This window comes from Paenibacillus sp. ALJ109b, assembly GCF_010747435.1.
Taxonomy (GTDB): Bacteria; Bacillota; Bacilli; order Paenibacillales; family Paenibacillaceae; genus Paenibacillus; species Paenibacillus taichungensis.
In genome coordinates this window covers 327833-344638 of sequence record NZ_JAAIFP010000007.1, presented here as the reverse complement: position 1 = coordinate 344638, position 16806 = coordinate 327833, and the positions used below count along the sequence as shown (strand labels likewise).

15 protein-coding genes are annotated in these 16806 nt (G+C 46.1%); 7 read left to right on the top strand and 8 right to left on the bottom strand.

Annotated elements, in window-relative coordinates; genetic code table 11:
* Nucleotides 1-21 precede the first annotated feature (21 nt).
* Entirely contained in the window at nucleotides 22-1146 is a 1125-nt protein-coding gene (locus tag G3352_RS09160) for an SGNH/GDSL hydrolase family protein (RefSeq protein WP_163756042.1), read from the top strand.
* Nucleotides 1147-1256: 110 nt separating this feature from the next.
* Here the strand turns inward: G3352_RS09160 and G3352_RS09155 are convergent, their stop codons facing one another.
* Nucleotides 1257-1790: a dihydrofolate reductase family protein gene (locus G3352_RS09155; protein ID WP_205524772.1), complete on the bottom strand. Its 534-nt coding sequence runs from the start codon at nucleotides 1788-1790 to the stop codon at nucleotides 1257-1259.
* Nucleotides 1791-1864: 74 nt separating this feature from the next.
* On the opposite strand from G3352_RS09155, the gene G3352_RS09150 reads away from it, so the two are divergent.
* The 4 genes from G3352_RS09150 (at nucleotide 1865) to G3352_RS09135 (ending at nucleotide 4683) form a co-directional block, all read left to right on the top strand.
* Nucleotides 1865-2764: a helix-turn-helix transcriptional regulator gene (locus G3352_RS09150; protein ID WP_163755858.1), complete on the top strand. Its 900-nt coding sequence runs from the start codon at nucleotides 1865-1867 to the stop codon at nucleotides 2762-2764.
* Nucleotides 2765-3036: 272 nt separating this feature from the next.
* Nucleotides 3037-3303 carry a CD3324 family protein gene (locus G3352_RS09145; protein WP_163755856.1) on the top strand — a complete coding sequence of 89 codons (267 nt, stop codon included), beginning with the start codon at nucleotides 3037-3039 and terminating at the stop codon, nucleotides 3301-3303.
* A gap of 216 nt (nucleotides 3304-3519) precedes the next feature.
* Nucleotides 3520-4077, top strand: coding sequence for a class I SAM-dependent methyltransferase (locus G3352_RS09140; RefSeq protein WP_163755854.1), 558 nt, complete (start codon nucleotides 3520-3522; stop codon nucleotides 4075-4077).
* Between the two features lie 27 nt (nucleotides 4078-4104).
* Nucleotides 4105-4683 (top strand): hypothetical protein, encoded by a 579-nt coding sequence (locus G3352_RS09135; RefSeq protein WP_163755852.1) that lies wholly within the window; start codon nucleotides 4105-4107, stop codon nucleotides 4681-4683.
* Nucleotides 4684-4818: 135 nt separating this feature from the next.
* On the opposite strand, the gene G3352_RS09130 is transcribed toward G3352_RS09135, so the two are convergent.
* The 5 genes from G3352_RS09130 to G3352_RS09110 form a co-directional block, all read right to left on the bottom strand.
* On the bottom strand, nucleotides 4819-6636 hold the full coding sequence (locus G3352_RS09130) for an AbfB domain-containing protein (protein ID WP_240343005.1): 1818 nt from the start codon (nucleotides 6634-6636) through the stop codon (nucleotides 4819-4821).
* 288 nt (nucleotides 6637-6924) lie between these two features.
* Complete coding sequence (locus tag G3352_RS09125; protein WP_163755848.1) at nucleotides 6925-8370, bottom strand: DEAD/DEAH box helicase; 1446 nt, start codon at nucleotides 8368-8370, stop codon at nucleotides 6925-6927.
* A 193-nt stretch (nucleotides 8371-8563) separates the two neighbouring features.
* Nucleotides 8564-9517: an SDR family NAD(P)-dependent oxidoreductase gene (locus G3352_RS09120; protein WP_163755846.1), complete on the bottom strand. Its 954-nt coding sequence runs from the start codon at nucleotides 9515-9517 to the stop codon at nucleotides 8564-8566.
* 99 nt (nucleotides 9518-9616) lie between these two features.
* Complete coding sequence (locus G3352_RS09115) at nucleotides 9617-10228, bottom strand: TetR/AcrR family transcriptional regulator (protein ID WP_163755844.1); 612 nt, start codon at nucleotides 10226-10228, stop codon at nucleotides 9617-9619.
* A gap of 69 nt (nucleotides 10229-10297) precedes the next feature.
* On the bottom strand, nucleotides 10298-10654 hold the full coding sequence (locus G3352_RS09110) for a hypothetical protein (protein ID WP_163755842.1): 357 nt from the start codon (nucleotides 10652-10654) through the stop codon (nucleotides 10298-10300).
* A gap of 430 nt (nucleotides 10655-11084) precedes the next feature.
* Between G3352_RS09110 and G3352_RS09105 the strand changes: the two genes are divergently transcribed.
* Nucleotides 11085-12023 carry a macrolide 2'-phosphotransferase gene (locus G3352_RS09105; RefSeq protein ID WP_163755840.1) on the top strand — a complete coding sequence of 313 codons (939 nt, stop codon included), beginning with the start codon at nucleotides 11085-11087 and terminating at the stop codon, nucleotides 12021-12023.
* A 204-nt stretch (nucleotides 12024-12227) separates the two neighbouring features.
* Entirely contained in the window at nucleotides 12228-12746 is a 519-nt protein-coding gene (locus G3352_RS09100; protein WP_163755838.1) for a hypothetical protein, read from the top strand.
* A gap of 80 nt (nucleotides 12747-12826) precedes the next feature.
* Here G3352_RS09100 and G3352_RS09095 read toward each other — a convergent pair whose 3' ends face one another.
* On the bottom strand, nucleotides 12827-15109 hold the full coding sequence (locus G3352_RS09095; RefSeq protein WP_163755836.1) for a 5'-nucleotidase C-terminal domain-containing protein: 2283 nt from the start codon (nucleotides 15107-15109) through the stop codon (nucleotides 12827-12829).
* Between the two features lie 326 nt (nucleotides 15110-15435).
* Nucleotides 15436-16626 carry an MFS transporter gene (locus tag G3352_RS09090; RefSeq protein WP_163755834.1) on the bottom strand — a complete coding sequence of 397 codons (1191 nt, stop codon included), beginning with the start codon at nucleotides 16624-16626 and terminating at the stop codon, nucleotides 15436-15438.
* Between the last annotated feature and the right edge of the window lie 180 nt (nucleotides 16627-16806).

The window sequence follows — 16806 nt, the reverse complement described above, 5'->3', positions numbered from 1 at the left end:
ATCATGCGGGAGGAATACATGGTGGGAGTTAATGAGAAATTACAGACGTACGCGTTATCTGATATCAGCAACCTCAAAGTACATGGCAGAACGACAGGACAACGGTGGCCTTTAACCTTGTTTTGGACCGGAAGTGCGGTTGAACTTAATGTAAAAGGCTCTGAGTTGTGGGTGGAGATAGAGTCTGATTATGACCTGTATGAACCTTGGATCAGCATTCTGATTAACGACGTCCCGGTGAGCAGACAGATGTTAACGGCGGGAAGGTATTGGATCTGCGTATTCCGAGGCATGAACGAGAATGTGGTGAAAAATGTACGGATTGTGAAAGATGTACAGGCTATGAATGGAGATCCGGGCTGTTCCTTGCAGATTCATGGGGTCAAATCGGATGGCATCTTCCTGCCTGTAGAGGAAAAACCGTACAAGATTGAATTTATCGGTGACAGTATTACATCTGGAGAAGGTGCGATCGGGGCCAAAGCGGAAGAAGATTGGATTCCGATGTGGTTCAGTGCCATACATAATTATACGGCTATGACAGCAGAAGCGCTGAATGCAGAATACCGCGTCATCTCGCAGAGCGGCTGGGGTGTACTGACGAGTTGGGATAACAATCCGAATGCAAATATCCCTGCTTACTACGAGCAAGTCTGTGGATTGGTGACCGGAGATAAGAACGCAGCACTTGGCGCAGGGGACAAGCATGATTTTAACTCCTGGCAGCCGAATGTAGTGGTGGTTAATCTGGGAAGCAATGATGGAGGAGCCTTTCAAACCACGGAGTGGCAGGACCCCGTTACCGGAAAGGTCTACAAGCAACGTCTTAACGAAGACGGGACTTACCATGAAGAGGATCTTGCTGTTTTTGAGAATGCTGTGACCCGATTCCTAATTCAACTTCGAAAAAACAATCCAGAAGCGCATCTCGTATGGGCATACGGCATGCTTGGATTCCCCATGATGCCAGCGATCTATCGTGCTGTTGACGCTTATACGAAACAGGCTGGAGATACGAAAGTCTCGGTGATTCAGCTTCCCAATACGACCGAGGAGACGGTAGGCGCCAGAAGTCATCCGGGTGAGTCATCTCATCGAAGAACTGCTGATGCGTTATCGGAATTTCTAAAGGGAATTTTAAAATAATTTTAATTTACATTTGAAATCGGAAGAGCCAGACCTCTCTTAGGTAGAGAGGTCTGGCTCTTCTTTTAGTACACCTTGTAGTACATCGGGAGGAGAAGTTTATACTACGATTACTTCCCTTGTACCTGATAGCGGATCGAAATGATCTGCCCCAGCGTGTACGTATGAATCATTTTGAAATGAGTTGGTACCGTTCCTGTTGGAAAGAGGGGGATTCCATCACCAAGAATTTTCGGAATAATGGCAATCTCAACCTCATCGAGCAGTTGTTGTTCCAGAACGGCTTGCACTAGCTGGCCTCCGCCAACAATCCAAATGTCACCGCTGGAGTCTTGCTTCAAGCGAGGAATCAGGTTCTCCACAGCCTCATCCGTAAATTGTACGTGTGGTGCAGGGGCTTGTTGGGAACGGGAAAGTACATACGTCGGGCGATCCGCATAGGGGAAATCCTCTGACAGCTTGAGCACCTCTTCATACGTAAGACGTCCCATAACCACCGATCCAATCGTTGAATAGAACTCGCCATACCCGTTATCGCCACCATCACCTTCCACATCGAACAGCCAATCCACCGAACCATCCGGTCTTGCAATGTATCCATCCAGACTCATCGCAATATATAGCACAACTTTATTGTTAGACATATCAATCGCTCCCTTCTGAAATGTATGATACACTCTAACTATGACAAAAGTTGACGTAGTTAGGTGGGGTGAATATGAATAATCGAAAACTCGCATTGATGCGACTCATGGATTCGAGAAAGAAATTTACGGCTCGTGAATTGGCGGAGCGTTTTCAGGTGTCGATCCGTACGATCCAGCGAGATCTGAATGATCTGCAGGAGTTGGGCTTTCCTTTGTATACGGAGGTTGGAGTGAACGGGGGTTATCGAGTACTTCCTAATCGGATTTTGCCACCACTCCAACTCACACAGCATGAGGCGTTGGGTTTGTTTATGATGATTGAATATTTGGAGAACGTCCCGGATTTTCCGTATGGATCGATTCGTGAGCATCTCGCCGAGGAATATTATTCAACTTTACCTCAGGATGTACAGGATCTGATTACACGGATGGGGCAGCACATTACGTTCCTTCAACATCATGCTGTGCAGGTCGAAGCACTAACAACAGAGCTATTAGGCGTAGCAGTAGATAAAAGAGAGATTGAATTTATATATCATTCCCGGCAGGGACATAAAAAAGTACAGGCTTTCCCCATAGGCATTTATTACGATCACGGGTATTGGTATATGCCGGCCCGGAGGAAGGATCGGGTGCTGTTGTATCGGGTGGATCGCATGCAGGAGCTGGTTATGCTGGATTCTATCGACGAGTCGGTTCCTAGTTTGAAAGAGTGGCTGAATTATAAGGAAAACAGAAAAAGCGTAGAAGTGGTGCTGCAATTCACGGATTTTGGGGCGAGAATGGCAGGATCAGATGTTCTGTTTAAGTCGGTTGAAGGGAATGAGTGGAGAGGACTTGTCCCGCCTGAGGAGTTTCCTTTTACAGCGCGGAAGCTGCTCTCCTACGGACCAGAAGTGAAGGTGGTTGAGCCTTTGGAGTTGCAACAACAAGTGAGAGAGTTGCTGGAACGGAGTTTGAACCAGTACTGAATGTTGTAAAAGGATATTGTGTTCTCATATGGAACATATAAGAGTACCATGAAAGTAACTAATATAGGATTCACCGAATGGGGGGCTACCATGATTCAATTCATAAGAAGTTTCACGATCCGCTCTATGCAGAGTCCATGCGATGAACAACGGCGGTTGTTTGTATAGAGCTTGAAATCTATTTCCGCCACACCACTATAATGCGTATAACAAGTGTTCATCGGTTGACTCTGCTGCCTTAAAGATCTTAACTTTTAAGGAGCGGAGCGAATATGAAATATATTAACGCAGACACGATCTTTCCGGAATCATTGCTAAAGGAGATCCAGCGCCACATTCCTGGTGGATTGGTGTATATCCCCAAACCGAAGGAAGCCCATCAAAAGTGGGGCGAGAATTCCGGCAACCGGATGATTTTGAAGCAAAGAAACGATGAGATTCGCCAGCTATTCGCTGCGGGCATGTCCATTGACCAACTCATAGAGCAATTTTGTTTGTCCATCGACAGTATCAAGAAAATTGTATATTCCAAAAAGTGATTTAAGGGTTAGAGCTGCATTCGAGAAATCGAATGTGGCTTTTTGTGTTTTCTTCGCGTTTACCCCGGCAGCATTCGCAAGCTTTATACACTCCGAATACGATGTAGCATGCTCTCAAATTCTCATCATTCTTTTCCTATTCTCCTCGGTTTGATGGCTTCTTCAGATTTGAATTCTATACTGATCTCAGAAATCAAACTTAGGGGGTCGGACAGCATGGAGTGGTTATCCTTTTTGAAACAATACATCCAGGGTCCCCGATGGATTGGAGCAATTGCCCCCAGCTCAAAATATCTGGCAGCGAAAATGGTGAAAGACATCGCATTTGACCGTGCATTATGCATTGTGGAGTATGGGCCGGGCACGGGGGTGTTTACGGAAATGCTGCTTGCGAACATGCAGCCAGGGACGGTTCTGATCCTGATTGAAAACAACGCCAGCTTCTGCCAGTTGCTTCGCAAAAAGTACGGTCATCTTCCGAATGTACACATCATTCACGATTCTGCCGTGCATGTCGATCAGCACATACAACAATATGGACTCGACAAGGTTGATTACATTGTATCCGGGCTGCCTTTTGCGAGTCTGCCTGCGGAGGTATCACTGGACATTTTAGCTAAATCAAGGCAATATTTGAAACAAGATGGCAAGTTCATTACTTTTCAGTACACGTTACTTAAACGGGGATTGCTCAAGCAATTTTTCGAAAACGTAAGCATGACAAGGGTGTACCGTAACCTGCCGCCTGCTTATGTATTCAGCTGTAGTCGATAACAAGAACGCACAGGATGGAGGATGATTTTGCGTAAATTAAATTATATCATCGGAACAGTTACTCTGATGTCTGTCGTAATGATGGGGTGTAACGAGTCCAAAAAAACCGAAAGTATTCAAGAGCCAGCTCCATCTTCAACGAGTCAGTTGAGTATATTGACGAACCAAAAGGCATCGGCCCAGGAAGAACAGCAGGCTCTTGAAATGACCTTGGAATATAAAAAGGCGGAGTTTGCAGTCGATAACACGGAGGGTGAAGAACTATTAACCGTAGAAAAGGTGCTAGCCAAAAAAGAGATTTTGAAGCCTTTCCTGACTGAACGGAATCTTGAAAGAAATAGTATGGGTTTGCCATTTCAGGTTGCAGACAAAGAAGATGCGTCACTGCATGCTGAAGATATAAAAGCGAAGATTAAAGAAAGTAAGAATGATTGGATTCTCGTGGAGTACACGCTGAATTTGGTATTTACGAATTATGATGGAGAAGAAACGAAGACCATTCCGTTAGAAGGGGAGATTACCTTTTTACAGGAACAAGAGGAATGGCGCATTCAGGACGACACATACAATATGAAAGAAATCTTGGATATCGTCAATAAGCTATGATAACTTACACTGGGTTGAACGACCAGCCGCAGTTATATACAGCAATAGAGGTCCCACCTTCAGTTATGAAACCCTGAAGTAGCGACCTCTCTCCCGAGATACAGGTTGCTCAATCCTCGCTTCCAAATTCCTTAATTAAAAATCGGTTCTCCCAAACGTGGCGTCACCCTTCACCGTTGCACTACTGGAGGCATTGATGGCATCCAACTGCAATACGTAGTCGTAATGTCGGATGTAGTATCCGGGCTGGCTGTACGACTGGAGGGATACTTTGGAGCTGTCAGCCCAGCCGGGGCTGCTCAGGAATGTGGCATCTCCTTTATAGGTAGCAGTATCCGTGTATGTCTCAAGTACGATTTTGTTGCTGGCATTGCGTTTCAGGAAGTAGCCAGGGAAGTTGATAGACTCCAGTGAGATGCCTGTAGAGCTGGCCAAGCCGGATACAACGCGGAACTGGGAATCCAGTACAGGTGAGACGTTGGTGTCGATCCGTGCAGTGAAGTTGGAATGACGGATGTACCGATCCGGATAATTGAAGGAGCTGAAACGGCTGTAATTCGTCGCCTCAGGTGTTGCTGGGCCTAACATTTTGACCTCATGCAGGGTTGGGGTGTACCAGTTACCCGGATTGTTCCACAGGACAGCGTTGACCATATTGATACGTACATACCGGGCGGTAAAATGAACAGCATCGGTCGTAAACCCATAGGTGGTATTGCTGGTTCGATCCAGCGTAGAGTAGTTGACGCCATCGTTGCTGATCTCAATTTTGTATTTATAATAGCCTTCCGATCCTTTATACATAAACCAGGAGATATCGATCTCCGTGATGGTCTTCGGTGCACCGAAATCGACCTGCCACCAAGCTGGCCAAGTACTGGACGATGCTGCCCAAGAAGTCTGATAGTTGCCGTCATTAACATTGGATGCAGATGAGCCGGAGGCTGTGGAAATGGCTGTAGCTGTTTTGCCTTGGGCGTGATTAACAAGAGAAGGTGGCATTACCGTGCCTGTTACAGCATCGATATTCCACTCGTTGTACCATTCTAGTGAGGCGGTTCCGTTTGAATCATTCAAGGTTAAAGGAAGCCAGATATGTTTATGTTCACCAAGATTGAGTGGATTCCAGCGGTCGCCCATATAAATATAGGATGTGCTGTTGCTGCCTGTAATGGTGGCAATATCATGGATCTGGGAGCCGAAGGCCGATGGATTGCCATAAGGTGTAAGAGCGGACCACGTGCCTGTCATGGACGATGCGGTTGCATACGCGCCCTGATTCGGATACCAGCCAGCAGCCTGAGAGGTGAAGAGGTAATAGCGATTGCCCTTTTTCACAACGGCAGGAGCTTCACGATAGGCGTTCTCGAATTGCCAACCCACAAAGGATTCCACACCGGTATAGCTGGTGTTCATTTTGAAAATTGCCATGGTATCATTGGCCCCGCCATTCTTGCGGGATGCTGTGATCAGATAACCTGTACCGTCTGTATCTACAAAAACAGTCATGTCGCGTGACTCGTAATCCAAAGGCCGAAAACTTCCCTCATACGTGAATTTACCGTTCGGTGTGCTGCTGGTCGCTACCGCGACCCGCCCCAGATTGTAATCTGTACCGTTCTCGTAATGTGCCCATAGCACATACTGCCTTGTGGCGGCGTTGTAGATGACTTTGGGACGTTCGATTTTGCTGGAGGCCAGCTCGGTGGCTGAATCCTTGGTCAGAATGGCATTGCTGAACGTCCAGTTCTTCAGATCGGTTGAAGTATAGACATTAACGCTGTCAAACTTGCCGCTGACCGCATGCTCGCCGTACCAATAATACGTACTGCCGACTTTCAGAATGTTTCCGCTATTGGCCTGAATGGGGTTGCCTGTGGTATCCAGCCAATCGGAACCGTTGGTGATGGTCACACTTGCCGCGCTGGTCCGTTCGGGATGAAACCCAAACATGGTTAGCGTGAGCGCGAAGACCAGAAGCCAGACTGCTTTCCTGTTGCCCATTACACACACCTCCTAATATCGGTCCTTTGTGAAGCGTTTACATACTTAGTGTAATTAAAATGGAATCTTGTACAAGTGAACAATGTGTACCCTGATGAACAAATGGAACTTTATCCCGAATATAGCGGCGATAGCGAGTAATTTACCTCATTCAATATATAAAAAAAGGGATCGTAGACTTATAAAATAAGCCACTATCCCTTTTGGAATAACACTCTATTTAAACAGATTCACAATCTATTTATGACCTTTGCGAACCTTGAGCTGCATCTTTTTGATCGTTGTATTCTGCATAACCTCAAGCACGAGTGGGCCTTTACCGTTCAGAATTTCCACATCGGTTACATTATCCAGAATGGTAATAATCCCGATGTCGTCTGCAGTGACGCCTTCAATCTTGGCGATGGTGCCCACGAAGTCTACCGCACGGAGTTTCTTTTTCTTGCCTCCGTTGAAGTTCAGCTTCATGATCTGTTGATTCAACTGTTCACGCTTGTCCTTTTTTCGTTCAGGCACGATCTTCAAACGCTTCTCGAACTCTTCCCGACGACGGTCAACAGCTTCCTCGGAAGGAGCTTTGACAACAGGAATTGCAAATCCGATATACGATTCGATCTCGGCCAGACGTCTGCCATCCTTCGGGGTAACCAAAGTAAAGGCTTTACCTGTTTTACCTGCGCGACCCGTACGGCCTGTACGGTGTACATATCCTTCTTTTTCCAAAGGAATATCGTAGTTGATGACATGGGTAATATTCGTTATATCAATCCCGCGTGCGGCTACATCCGTTGCAATCAGATAACGGAATTGTCCTCTTCTGAATGCATTCATCACTTCGATCCGCTCATCTTGTTCCATGCCTCCGTGGATGCGATCCGCTGGATAATCGAGGTCAGCCATGACACGGAACAACTTATCCACGTTCTCCTGCGTACGACAGAACACGATACAGCTATCTGGATTTTCAACAATAAACAGGTCCTGAAGCAGCGCCGTTTTGTTCACCTCTGGCACATGAATCACGGCATGTTCAATCGTTGCTGTGGTAAGACCACTTGCCTTGATCTCAATCTCCACCGGATTGTTCATGTATTTGCGTGACAGCTTGGCTACATCTTCAGGGAACGTCGCAGAAAATAACATCGTCACTCGCTCACTAGGCAGTGCTTGAATAATGGATTGTACCGTCTCAATGAAGCCCATATTCAGCATCTCATCCGCCTCGTCAATGACAAGGTATGAGATCCGATCCAGCGGCAGGGTGCCACGTTCGATATGGTCCAGTACCCGTCCCGGTGTGCCTACAGCGACATGCGTTCTTTGTTTTAACTCGGCTTTTTGAACATGAAAAGGAGACTGACCGTATAGTGCGGTTGCTTTAATACGCTTAAAGCGTCCGATATTGGTAATATCTTCGTTCACTTGCAAAGCCAACTCGCGGGTTGGCGTGAGAATCAAAGCCTGCGGTTTATTTTCGTTCCAATCTACCAGCTCACAGACTGGAATACCGTAGGCGGCTGTTTTCCCGCTGCCTGTTTGGGATTTGACTACAAGATCTTTATTTTCAAGGGCTACTGGAATAACTTTGGTTTGAACCTCCGTTGGGGTTTCATAGCCCAGGCTATCCAGCGCTTTTACGATTTCTTCGCCAAGTCCATAATCTTTAAATTGTTGCTTACTCATCGTTAACCTCTTTTACGTTAGTTTTGAATACAAGAGCATATTGCATAATTCCTTAAAGCGACTTGTACACGGGAGAGTTTGAAATCGAATTATGCAACATGCTTATATACAAGCATTGCACCGTACATTTATCGTATACCTCTTCATTATACTCTATATGCAGGTGGGTTAACGGAGTAATTCACAATGATGTTTAAATCGTATGATGCAAACCAACTCTTTCTGAACTCCAGTCCCATAATTCTACAGCACGTTCGGGGCTGTAGGATTCCTCGGAAGAAGGAATTTTCTTCGGTCCATCCCAGTACGTTCCCTTCAACTCGCTTATAGGTTGATGTAATACGAGACTTGCAAGGTCAGTTCCTGATTGCTTAGTGGTGCGTATGCCAGCATTAAAGAAACGCATCAGAGGCATTACATAATTCCACATGAAACGAAGGAGCGGGCGATACTCTCTGGCGAGAGCGGAACCCTTGCCAGGCATCATCCCAGGATTAAATGCAGCGACTGCAACAGTTCTTCCAGATTGTTGGACTTGGCGGGCGAGTTCATAGGTGAAATACAAATTGCATAACTTCGATGTTGTATAACGTAGTTGTCCCCGGGCAGAAGGAGAGAGGGCGGCGAGTAATTGATCTGACTGGGCAGGGTCAGACATGATATTGGGATGAGCATAGCGAGGAGCGGGCATACCGGTTTTGGCTCCGGGATCGTGCGTGTCACTGGATACAACGATGATTCGCCCCTGTTCCTGAAGCGACTCAAGCAGCAAGCGGACGAGGAGGAAATGCCCCAGATGGTTCACACCAAAGGTTGCCTCGACACCATCCGTAGTGGATTGTGTATTTTGCACAAATTGAGACCCGGCATTGCAAATGATGGCATAGAGAGGTGGAAGATCGGCATGTATATATAGCGCTGCAAGTTTCCTTATGGATGTCGTTGAAGCCAAATCTAGCTCCATAGCCGAGATATTGGGGTTACCGGTAGATTGGATCAAAGTCTGCACCGCAGCGTTTCCTCTACTTAGGCTGCGAGAAGCAATAACGACATGCCACTTCTGAGATGAAGCGATCACTTTGGCACATTCGTATCCAAGACCGGTATTACCGCCTGTAATAATCACTGTTTTATTGGGTTTACTCATGGATTACACTCCCTTGAATGATTTTATATTAGATACGATACTGTATCGTATCGTTAATTGTCAATAAAAAAGGTCCAGCTAATCATAGCGGGACCTAAATCATTTGGGGTGTATTCCGTTTAAAATCATATCAATACCGCGTTTCAGTTCGTTATCCAGATCGGATGAAGTCGGTTTGAGCAAGAGCTGGTACATAATAAAACCAATTATAAAATCAGACACCAGATCCAGATCTGTATCATGACGGAGTTTTTCTTTCGGGATATAACGTTCAAGCAGACTGGAGATTTCCTTGGTCTTCGGCAGTGAATGGTTTTCCCAATACGACTCTGAAATCTGTGAACTGCCAGATAGGGTTGAAATCAGCAATGAGAGCATCTGCTTCCCAAGCGGATTGTTCATCTGATGGGCAAAACTTTGGGCCATTTCGTACAACACTTCATGTAGTTCGCCTTGTACAGCTGTGCTGAACTCCGGCTTGACACGTTCCAGTGCATCCACGACCAGCGCTTCCTTGCTGCTCCAGCGCCGATAGATTGAGCTTTTACCTACGCCTGCGAGCTGTGCGACAGACTCCATACTCAATTTCTCCACACCTACTTCGCCAAGTAAGGTTAGTGTGGCATCCAGTATGCGTTTGTGAACTTCTGTACTCCTTGGTCGACCTCGAGAAATGGGATTCTCCTGATCTGGGGGTTGTTTAGCGTCCATTTGCGAATCCTTCCCCGTTCCTTATAAGATTATTTCGTTATTATAACATATCATCTGTTTAGTCTTGTGTTAATGGATGACCATCTTCAGAGCCCTAGTCTGAGGAGGATAAGATTTGGCGATAGACGGACCTATCCACACTTCAGCTCTGCGTCCAACCAATGTTCCATCCAAAGGGGCAGTGACGGTTTCACCATTGATAATAAGTTCCGCATTCGTATGAAGTGAAATCAAGATGGGTCCTGATTTATTACCGTTATCTTCTTCGTTATCAATGAGGACCTGTCCCTTTTCTTCATAAAAATCCGTGATCACCCCGCTAACAGGAGCTTTCCCCTCCTCCTTTTCCGCTGATTCTGAAGCGCATCCTAGCGTTAACAGAAGTAAAATGAGCGGCATTAGGGATAATTTTCGCACAATGGACATTCGTTGCTCACCTCATTCTTTGTAATGTATCTATACGTATGACGGTTTTTGAGCCACCAAGGTTACTGCACATCGCTGAAAAAATAACAGAAAAACCGCTATTAAAGCTGGAACTAGAAAATGGAATATGTTAACATATGGGTAACTTACGGAACGGAGGGATACGTGTGGCAAATTTTATCCGATGGAGATAGTATGGCGAAACGTTTGTTTGCGCTTGCTGTATTTCTGCCTGTGTGCAGCTCATCGGGATCGGTTTGCCTATTTACACGTATGCCGCTAGTCACTAAAGAAACTCTCGTTTAGAGTGGTTCTTTAGTGTACTACTATTTTTTGGCGAGCATTCAGGTACACCCAATATCCGAAATGAACTGCACAGGCATGGATGTCTGTGTTTTTTAATTTATTGAGGAAAAGGGGAGATCCTGAAATGACAAAATTGAACGTGAATGAGCAGTTGGAATTTCAAAAGGTATTAAAATCTTTAGCTGCACAGAACGGGCTTCATATTGCTGAGGAATCCATGAAAATTAACGAGTCCGGTATGGACTTTAGGGTAGCGTTTGCCACCGATGAACAGGGACAACAGTGGATACTGCGCCAGCCACGGCGCGAGGATGTATGGGAACGGGCTGAAAATGAGCGCAAGGTGCTGGAGGTTGTAAAAAGCCGTCTGCCGGTAGAGGTACCAGAGTGGCGGATTTGTACCCCAGAACTGATCGCTTATCCTTTACTTGATGGAGAACCGATTGCGGTCGTTGATCCGGCAGGGGTAGGGTACGCATGGCGATTTCCACAGGAAAGCTTATCCGATGATTTCTTCGATTCGCTCGCTACTTCACTAGTGGCATTGCATAACATTGATCCTGATGAGGCGATAAAGGGCGGAGTGCGCAGCAAGACGCCTACAGAAGCTCGTAAAGCTTTTGCAGCCAATATTGAAGAGATTAAACAAAGCTTTGAGGTGCCAGATCAACTGTCCAAGAGGTGGGAAGCGTGGCTGACAACGGACAGCTATTGGCCTGAGCACTCAACGTTCAATCACGGTGATCTGCATCCACCGCATATTATCGTCGACGATGTCCAGCGGGTTACCGGACTGATTGATTGGACTGAGGCGGAGATTGCCGATCCCGGTAAGGATTTTGTTATCTATTATGCGCTCTTCGAAGAGGAAGGCTTGCGGGATTTGCTCAATCGCTATGAGAAGGCAGGGGGAAGGGTGTGGCCTCGGATGTTGGATCATATTCGGGAGCAGTGGGCGGCATACCCGGCAATCGTTGCGCAGTTTGCATTAATCACTGGGGAAGAATCCAATATGGAAATGGCGAAAGGTATGCTTGCGAGCTGGGACGTCAAGCGGGATTAATATAAGGCGAGTAAACGCTAGGGAGGAGAGGGGTGCGTGACACAACTTCGTGTAATGTGTTGGTTGTTTGCTATCACGTTAACAGTCGGTCTATTGGGTTGCTCGGCCCCTTTTTCTAACTCAGATGATAATGAATTAGATGTTCTGTCCCAAGATCGGTTACAGGAACTGAGGGGGGAGTACCCATTATCGCCACAGTCTCTCGTGACTCCATGGATGAAAAAAGTGACCTATAGAGAGATCATGGACTTCGCAGATGCAGTTGTTGTGGCAGAGGTTGTGAGCGTTTTGCCGAATTTCAGCATGGTGATAACCACTGAACCAGATACACCCGAACGCACAATGGCAGAAAAGCAGGAGACTACGGGAATAACTCCCTACGAAGCTGAATTCGTCTCTTACAAAGTAAAGGTGCACGAAGTGATTACAGGAGGAGATATAGCCAAGGAAACATTTCTGTTCTATAACGCAGCGTTTGCTGCGCTTGAGCCTAAACTTGTGCCTGGTCAAAGACTAGTTACAGCGATCAAAAAGGGAGTAGAGTCCAAGCAACGTGGAGGTTATTCCTTCTCTCGTTATGGCACGTACTATATCGTCGATGGGGATTATGTCCTTTCTGCCTATGAGGGGTTCTCCAACGAGGCACTTGAATTCACCAAACAAACGAACGGAATCAGGCTGGAGCAGTTTGTGAAAAAGGTTCGAAGCTTGGCGCAGGAGTAGGTGGACACGTAACGTATTGCTCTAAAATCCAAAAAAAGAAAAGACCTCTTCCACATGCATTGTGGAGGAGGTCTTTCAATCTATTTCAGCATACTTACATATTTTCCGTAGACATAAGCTGCGCGTCCATCTAGTTTCACTTTGACCCAACCATACTTATCTGTACTGATTACCTCAAGGACGGTGCCTTTCGGTACGGCAGTAACTACTTTGGCTTTGGATGAAGCGCTGGAGCGTACGTTCAGGTAGGCTGCAGTAACCTTGGCTTGTTTACCTTTAATGACTGTACCCGGTTTACCTGTACTTGGTGATGTCGATGGTTTGCCGGGTTTCGATGTGTCTGGTTTCGGTACCGTTGGTGTCGTCGGCTTCTCAGGTGAAGTCTCTTCTTCACCACTGCCAGTGAATGCCTTGCGAGCTTTATTCAGCTCTTGATAGAACTCACCTTTGGTTTTCACGCCAGAGAATTTCGCAATACTTACGTTCGCTTTGGCGGCAAGAGCAGTCATTTCTTCTTCAGTCACCGCATCCAAAATGTTAATGGACGCAATATTGGTATACTTGCCATCTTCCGTTGCCGGAACAGACATGATGCCATCATTAATCAGCTCTACGATATCTGCACGTGCAGGTGCTGTCAGATCAACACCCGTGATTTTCCAGTTGTGCTGGATTTTCGGTTCATAAACGCCTTTCATCACGTCTTTGAGATAAGCAATGGACAGATTACGGATCGTACCTTGAATCTCGCCAAATGCCGAAGCATCCTTGGAGGACCACAATTGCTTGAACTTACGTCCTTCCAGTGCCCCACCTTTGGCAATCAGGGCTTCCATCCGGTAGGCATTCATGCCGAGCTTGAGTGTATCTTCTTCTTTAACCACTGTGCCATTGCTGTATTTGAGGTTCGTAATCCGACTGCCGTAAGGCTTGGTCAGGTCAATTTCATACGTCACCCCGCCGAAGAAATCGTCGGTGCTGTATTTGGAAGCACGCCGTTTCGGATCAAAACTGATCGTCACATCACCAGGGCGTGTGGAGTTAAAATAACCCGCAGACCATTCCATGTAATCCTTCAGATCACGTCCGGTCACTTCATATACCGTTACTTCACCAAAGGTAAATTGGTAGTTGAACGCAATATCCTTTTTCTTGATCGGTCCGACATCCAGCTTGGCCTTATCGTTATCGATCTGGTGCGCGACTACGTCGGCATCGCTATAGTGCAGCATGACTTCAGTGAAGAAGTCAGAGAGTGGTGTCTCCTGAATCTGCACAGCAGGAATGCCTTTGATCTCATCTGCTGGTACTAGGTTGGTTCCTTTTAGCTCGGCTACTTCAATGTTGGCATCGGCACGAGCGTACTCGTGGAACGGATGCAGTGTATCTTCCAGTCCGGGATCAGACACTTCATAAGAGCCATCAGCTGCTTTTACAGCGAGTGCTTGTGCTTCCTTGCTTTTCAGTACAACCTTGTCGCCTTCTTTGGCAAACGTGAGGTCAATCCGTGAAATGTGTGAACCATATTTGTTCGGCTCGGAGATCAATACGCCGTTAACCGTTTGGGATTCAATCAGCGTATGCATGTGTCCGGCAAAAATAGCAGCCAGCTCCGGGTTGGCATTGGCGATATCCGTAACCCCGGTGCCTGGGTTCCCGTTCTCGTTATCCAGTCCCATATGCATGAGTCCAACCATGACGTCCACTTTGCCTTTCAGCTCAGCGATGGCCTTCTTGGTCTCTTCCACCGGATCTTTGACAATGATGCCGTCCAGGTGATCCGTACCTTTTTCGAACTCGGTAATCATAGGTGTGTTCATTCCGATGACGCCAACCTTGATACCGTCTTTCTCAATAATCGTATAAGCAGGCATGTAGCGGTCGCCGTTTTCTTTGAAAATGTTACCTACCAAGGGTTGTCCCTTGAACTGTGAGGAAATCTTCTCTAATACGTCCAATCCAAAGTTAAATTCATGATTTCCCATGACCCATGCGTCATATTTCATTTCGTTCATTGCGACCATCATGGGAGATTGAGGTTGATCGTTGAACAGTTCAGCAGAATTGTCCTGAATCATGTCGCCTGCATCCAACAGAATCGTATTTGGATTCTCAGCACGCACTTTTTTCACGATCGTATACAACTGCGTCATGCTGCCTGTCGGATTCGGACCATCTAGGGCATAGTCCCACGGCATAAATCGGCCATGAATATCCGATGTTCCCAGCAACGTAATCTTAGTTTCTTTGTCAGCTTCAGCAGCCTGAGCAGGAGTGGAGGCAAAAGGTGCGAAGAGGATGGAGGCACATATGAGGAATGATAAGGGCCATCCGGCGTAACGTTTCGGTGAAAATTTGCGCATGTTGTAATCTCCCTTGTTATCTAGTGTTATGTAAAGATATGTATCATTGGAGTTAATACTAGATAAACATTTGGTAAATGTAAACCACAAAATGACAAATAAAAGAGACTGCTCTGGATCATTCCATAGGAATTCACTGGAAATGATCAGAGTAGTCTCTACGCGTCTCTTTATATGTTTAAACTTCTTCCTCAACAACACCCAAATCACATTGGATTGTAGATGACGATTGGCACTTCAGTATGAAATGTTACTGATGAAGAAGGGATTTTCTCGTTATGGAGGAGAGATAGCACTTAGCTAAAGACCAACGGGGCCCTTAACTCTTATACCGTCTCAATTGAACTACGACTACGAGAATTGAATAATTTTATTTTGACAACGATGGATATCAAAGCAAGCAGACCAAAGATTATTCCGCTCCAGATGACCTGATGAATTCCAAGTTGGGCAATGAACCAGCCACCAATGGAGGTACCGAGGGTAATCCCCAGATTAGAGAAAGAGACAAAGAGGCTATTTCCGAATTCAGGTGCTTCCTGAGACTCCGTCGTAAGCCAAGTTTGGCTGACAATCAGACCGCCAGAGTGAATCGCACCCCAGACGAACACCATGATAATCATCGGAATGAAATAGGAACCTGCATAGAAAACGAGTAAATAAGCCGCCATGTACAGCACCGGGAAGAGGAGAACGGTTCTCGGAATATTCCGATGCAGAAGCTGTCCGAATACCAAATTGCCGGCGATCATAATAACACCAAAGGCCAAGAGCATCACACTAATCCATGAACCGCCCATTTGGGTGACTTGCCCAAGGTATTCGGCGAAATAACTGTATACGGAGAACATCGCTGCAAAAATAAAAACGACAGTAGCAATATTCAGCCACAGCGCAGGTTTACGCAAAATGCCGATCTGTTTGCCATAAGACATCTTCTCTTGCACAGGCATCGAGGGCAGCCAAATCCATATACCGATGAAAGCAATAAGACTGACAACCGCTCCGAACCAAAACGCAGCCTCCAACGAGAAGCGTTCCGCAAGATAGGAAGTTAAGGGTACGCCAAACGCAAAGCCGGCAGTGATCCCGGTAAACACTTTGGCAACCGCCTGACTGCTTTTTTCCGGTGGGACCAGCTTGGCACCCGTGACAAGAGCAACGGAGAAGAAGACCGGGTGGAAAATGGCCGGGATAATCCGAAAGATTAACATCATGTCGAACCGGGTTGTGTAGGCATATACTACGTTGGAAATGGCAAATAACAGCACAGCGGTTAACAAAATGGTTTTACGATTGATACCAGATACAAGCAAAGTCAGAAAAGGGCCAGACACCGCAACGACGAGAGCGAAAATACTTACCAGCCATCCAGCCTGTGCAGCGGAGATGTTAAATTTCTGCGTGATCTGGGGGAGCACTCCGATAATGCCTACTTCTGTAGTGATGATGGCGAATACACCCAGCGCCAGAATGAGAATAAGTAACGGATTAACCTGTTGTGATTTCGATTTCATGTTAAAGTGTAGACCTCCAAATAAATTTATATATATAGAAAAATAGATATAACAGACTAAAAAATACCTCCTTACCTGTATGAAAGTATATGGCCGATATAATAAGTACTCAGAATTACATTATATCTATATTTATAGATTTGTAAATATAATAAAGTGTAACTCATTTGTTTAAGTCAT

Bases quoted from the DNA above. Each gene is read 5' to 3' on its own strand.
- G3352_RS09155 (WP_205524772.1), bottom strand. From the start codon at position 1,790: ATGTCTAACAATAAAGTTGTGCTATATATTGCGATGAGTCTGGATGGA.
- G3352_RS09150 (WP_163755858.1), top strand. From the start codon at position 1,865: ATGAATAATCGAAAACTCGCATTGATGCGACTCATGGATTCGAGAAAG.
- G3352_RS09145 (WP_163755856.1), top strand. From the start codon at position 3,037: ATGAAATATATTAACGCAGACACGATCTTTCCGGAATCATTGCTAAAG.
- G3352_RS09140 (WP_163755854.1), top strand. From the start codon at position 3,520: ATGGAGTGGTTATCCTTTTTGAAACAATACATCCAGGGTCCCCGATGG.
- G3352_RS09130 (WP_240343005.1), bottom strand. From the start codon at position 6,636: ATGTTTGGGTTTCATCCCGAACGGACCAGCGCGGCAAGTGTGACCATC.
- G3352_RS09125 (WP_163755848.1), bottom strand. From the start codon at position 8,370: ATGAGTAAGCAACAATTTAAAGATTATGGACTTGGCGAAGAAATCGTA.
- G3352_RS09120 (WP_163755846.1), bottom strand. From the start codon at position 9,517: ATGAGTAAACCCAATAAAACAGTGATTATTACAGGCGGTAATACCGGT.
- G3352_RS09115 (WP_163755844.1), bottom strand. From the start codon at position 10,228: ATGGACGCTAAACAACCCCCAGATCAGGAGAATCCCATTTCTCGAGGT.
- G3352_RS09110 (WP_163755842.1), bottom strand. From the start codon at position 10,654: ATGTCCATTGTGCGAAAATTATCCCTAATGCCGCTCATTTTACTTCTG.
- G3352_RS09105 (WP_163755840.1), top strand. From the start codon at position 11,085: ATGACAAAATTGAACGTGAATGAGCAGTTGGAATTTCAAAAGGTATTA.
- G3352_RS09095 (WP_163755836.1), bottom strand. From the start codon at position 15,109: ATGCGCAAATTTTCACCGAAACGTTACGCCGGATGGCCCTTATCATTC.
- G3352_RS09090 (WP_163755834.1), bottom strand. From the start codon at position 16,626: ATGAAATCGAAATCACAACAGGTTAATCCGTTACTTATTCTCATTCTG.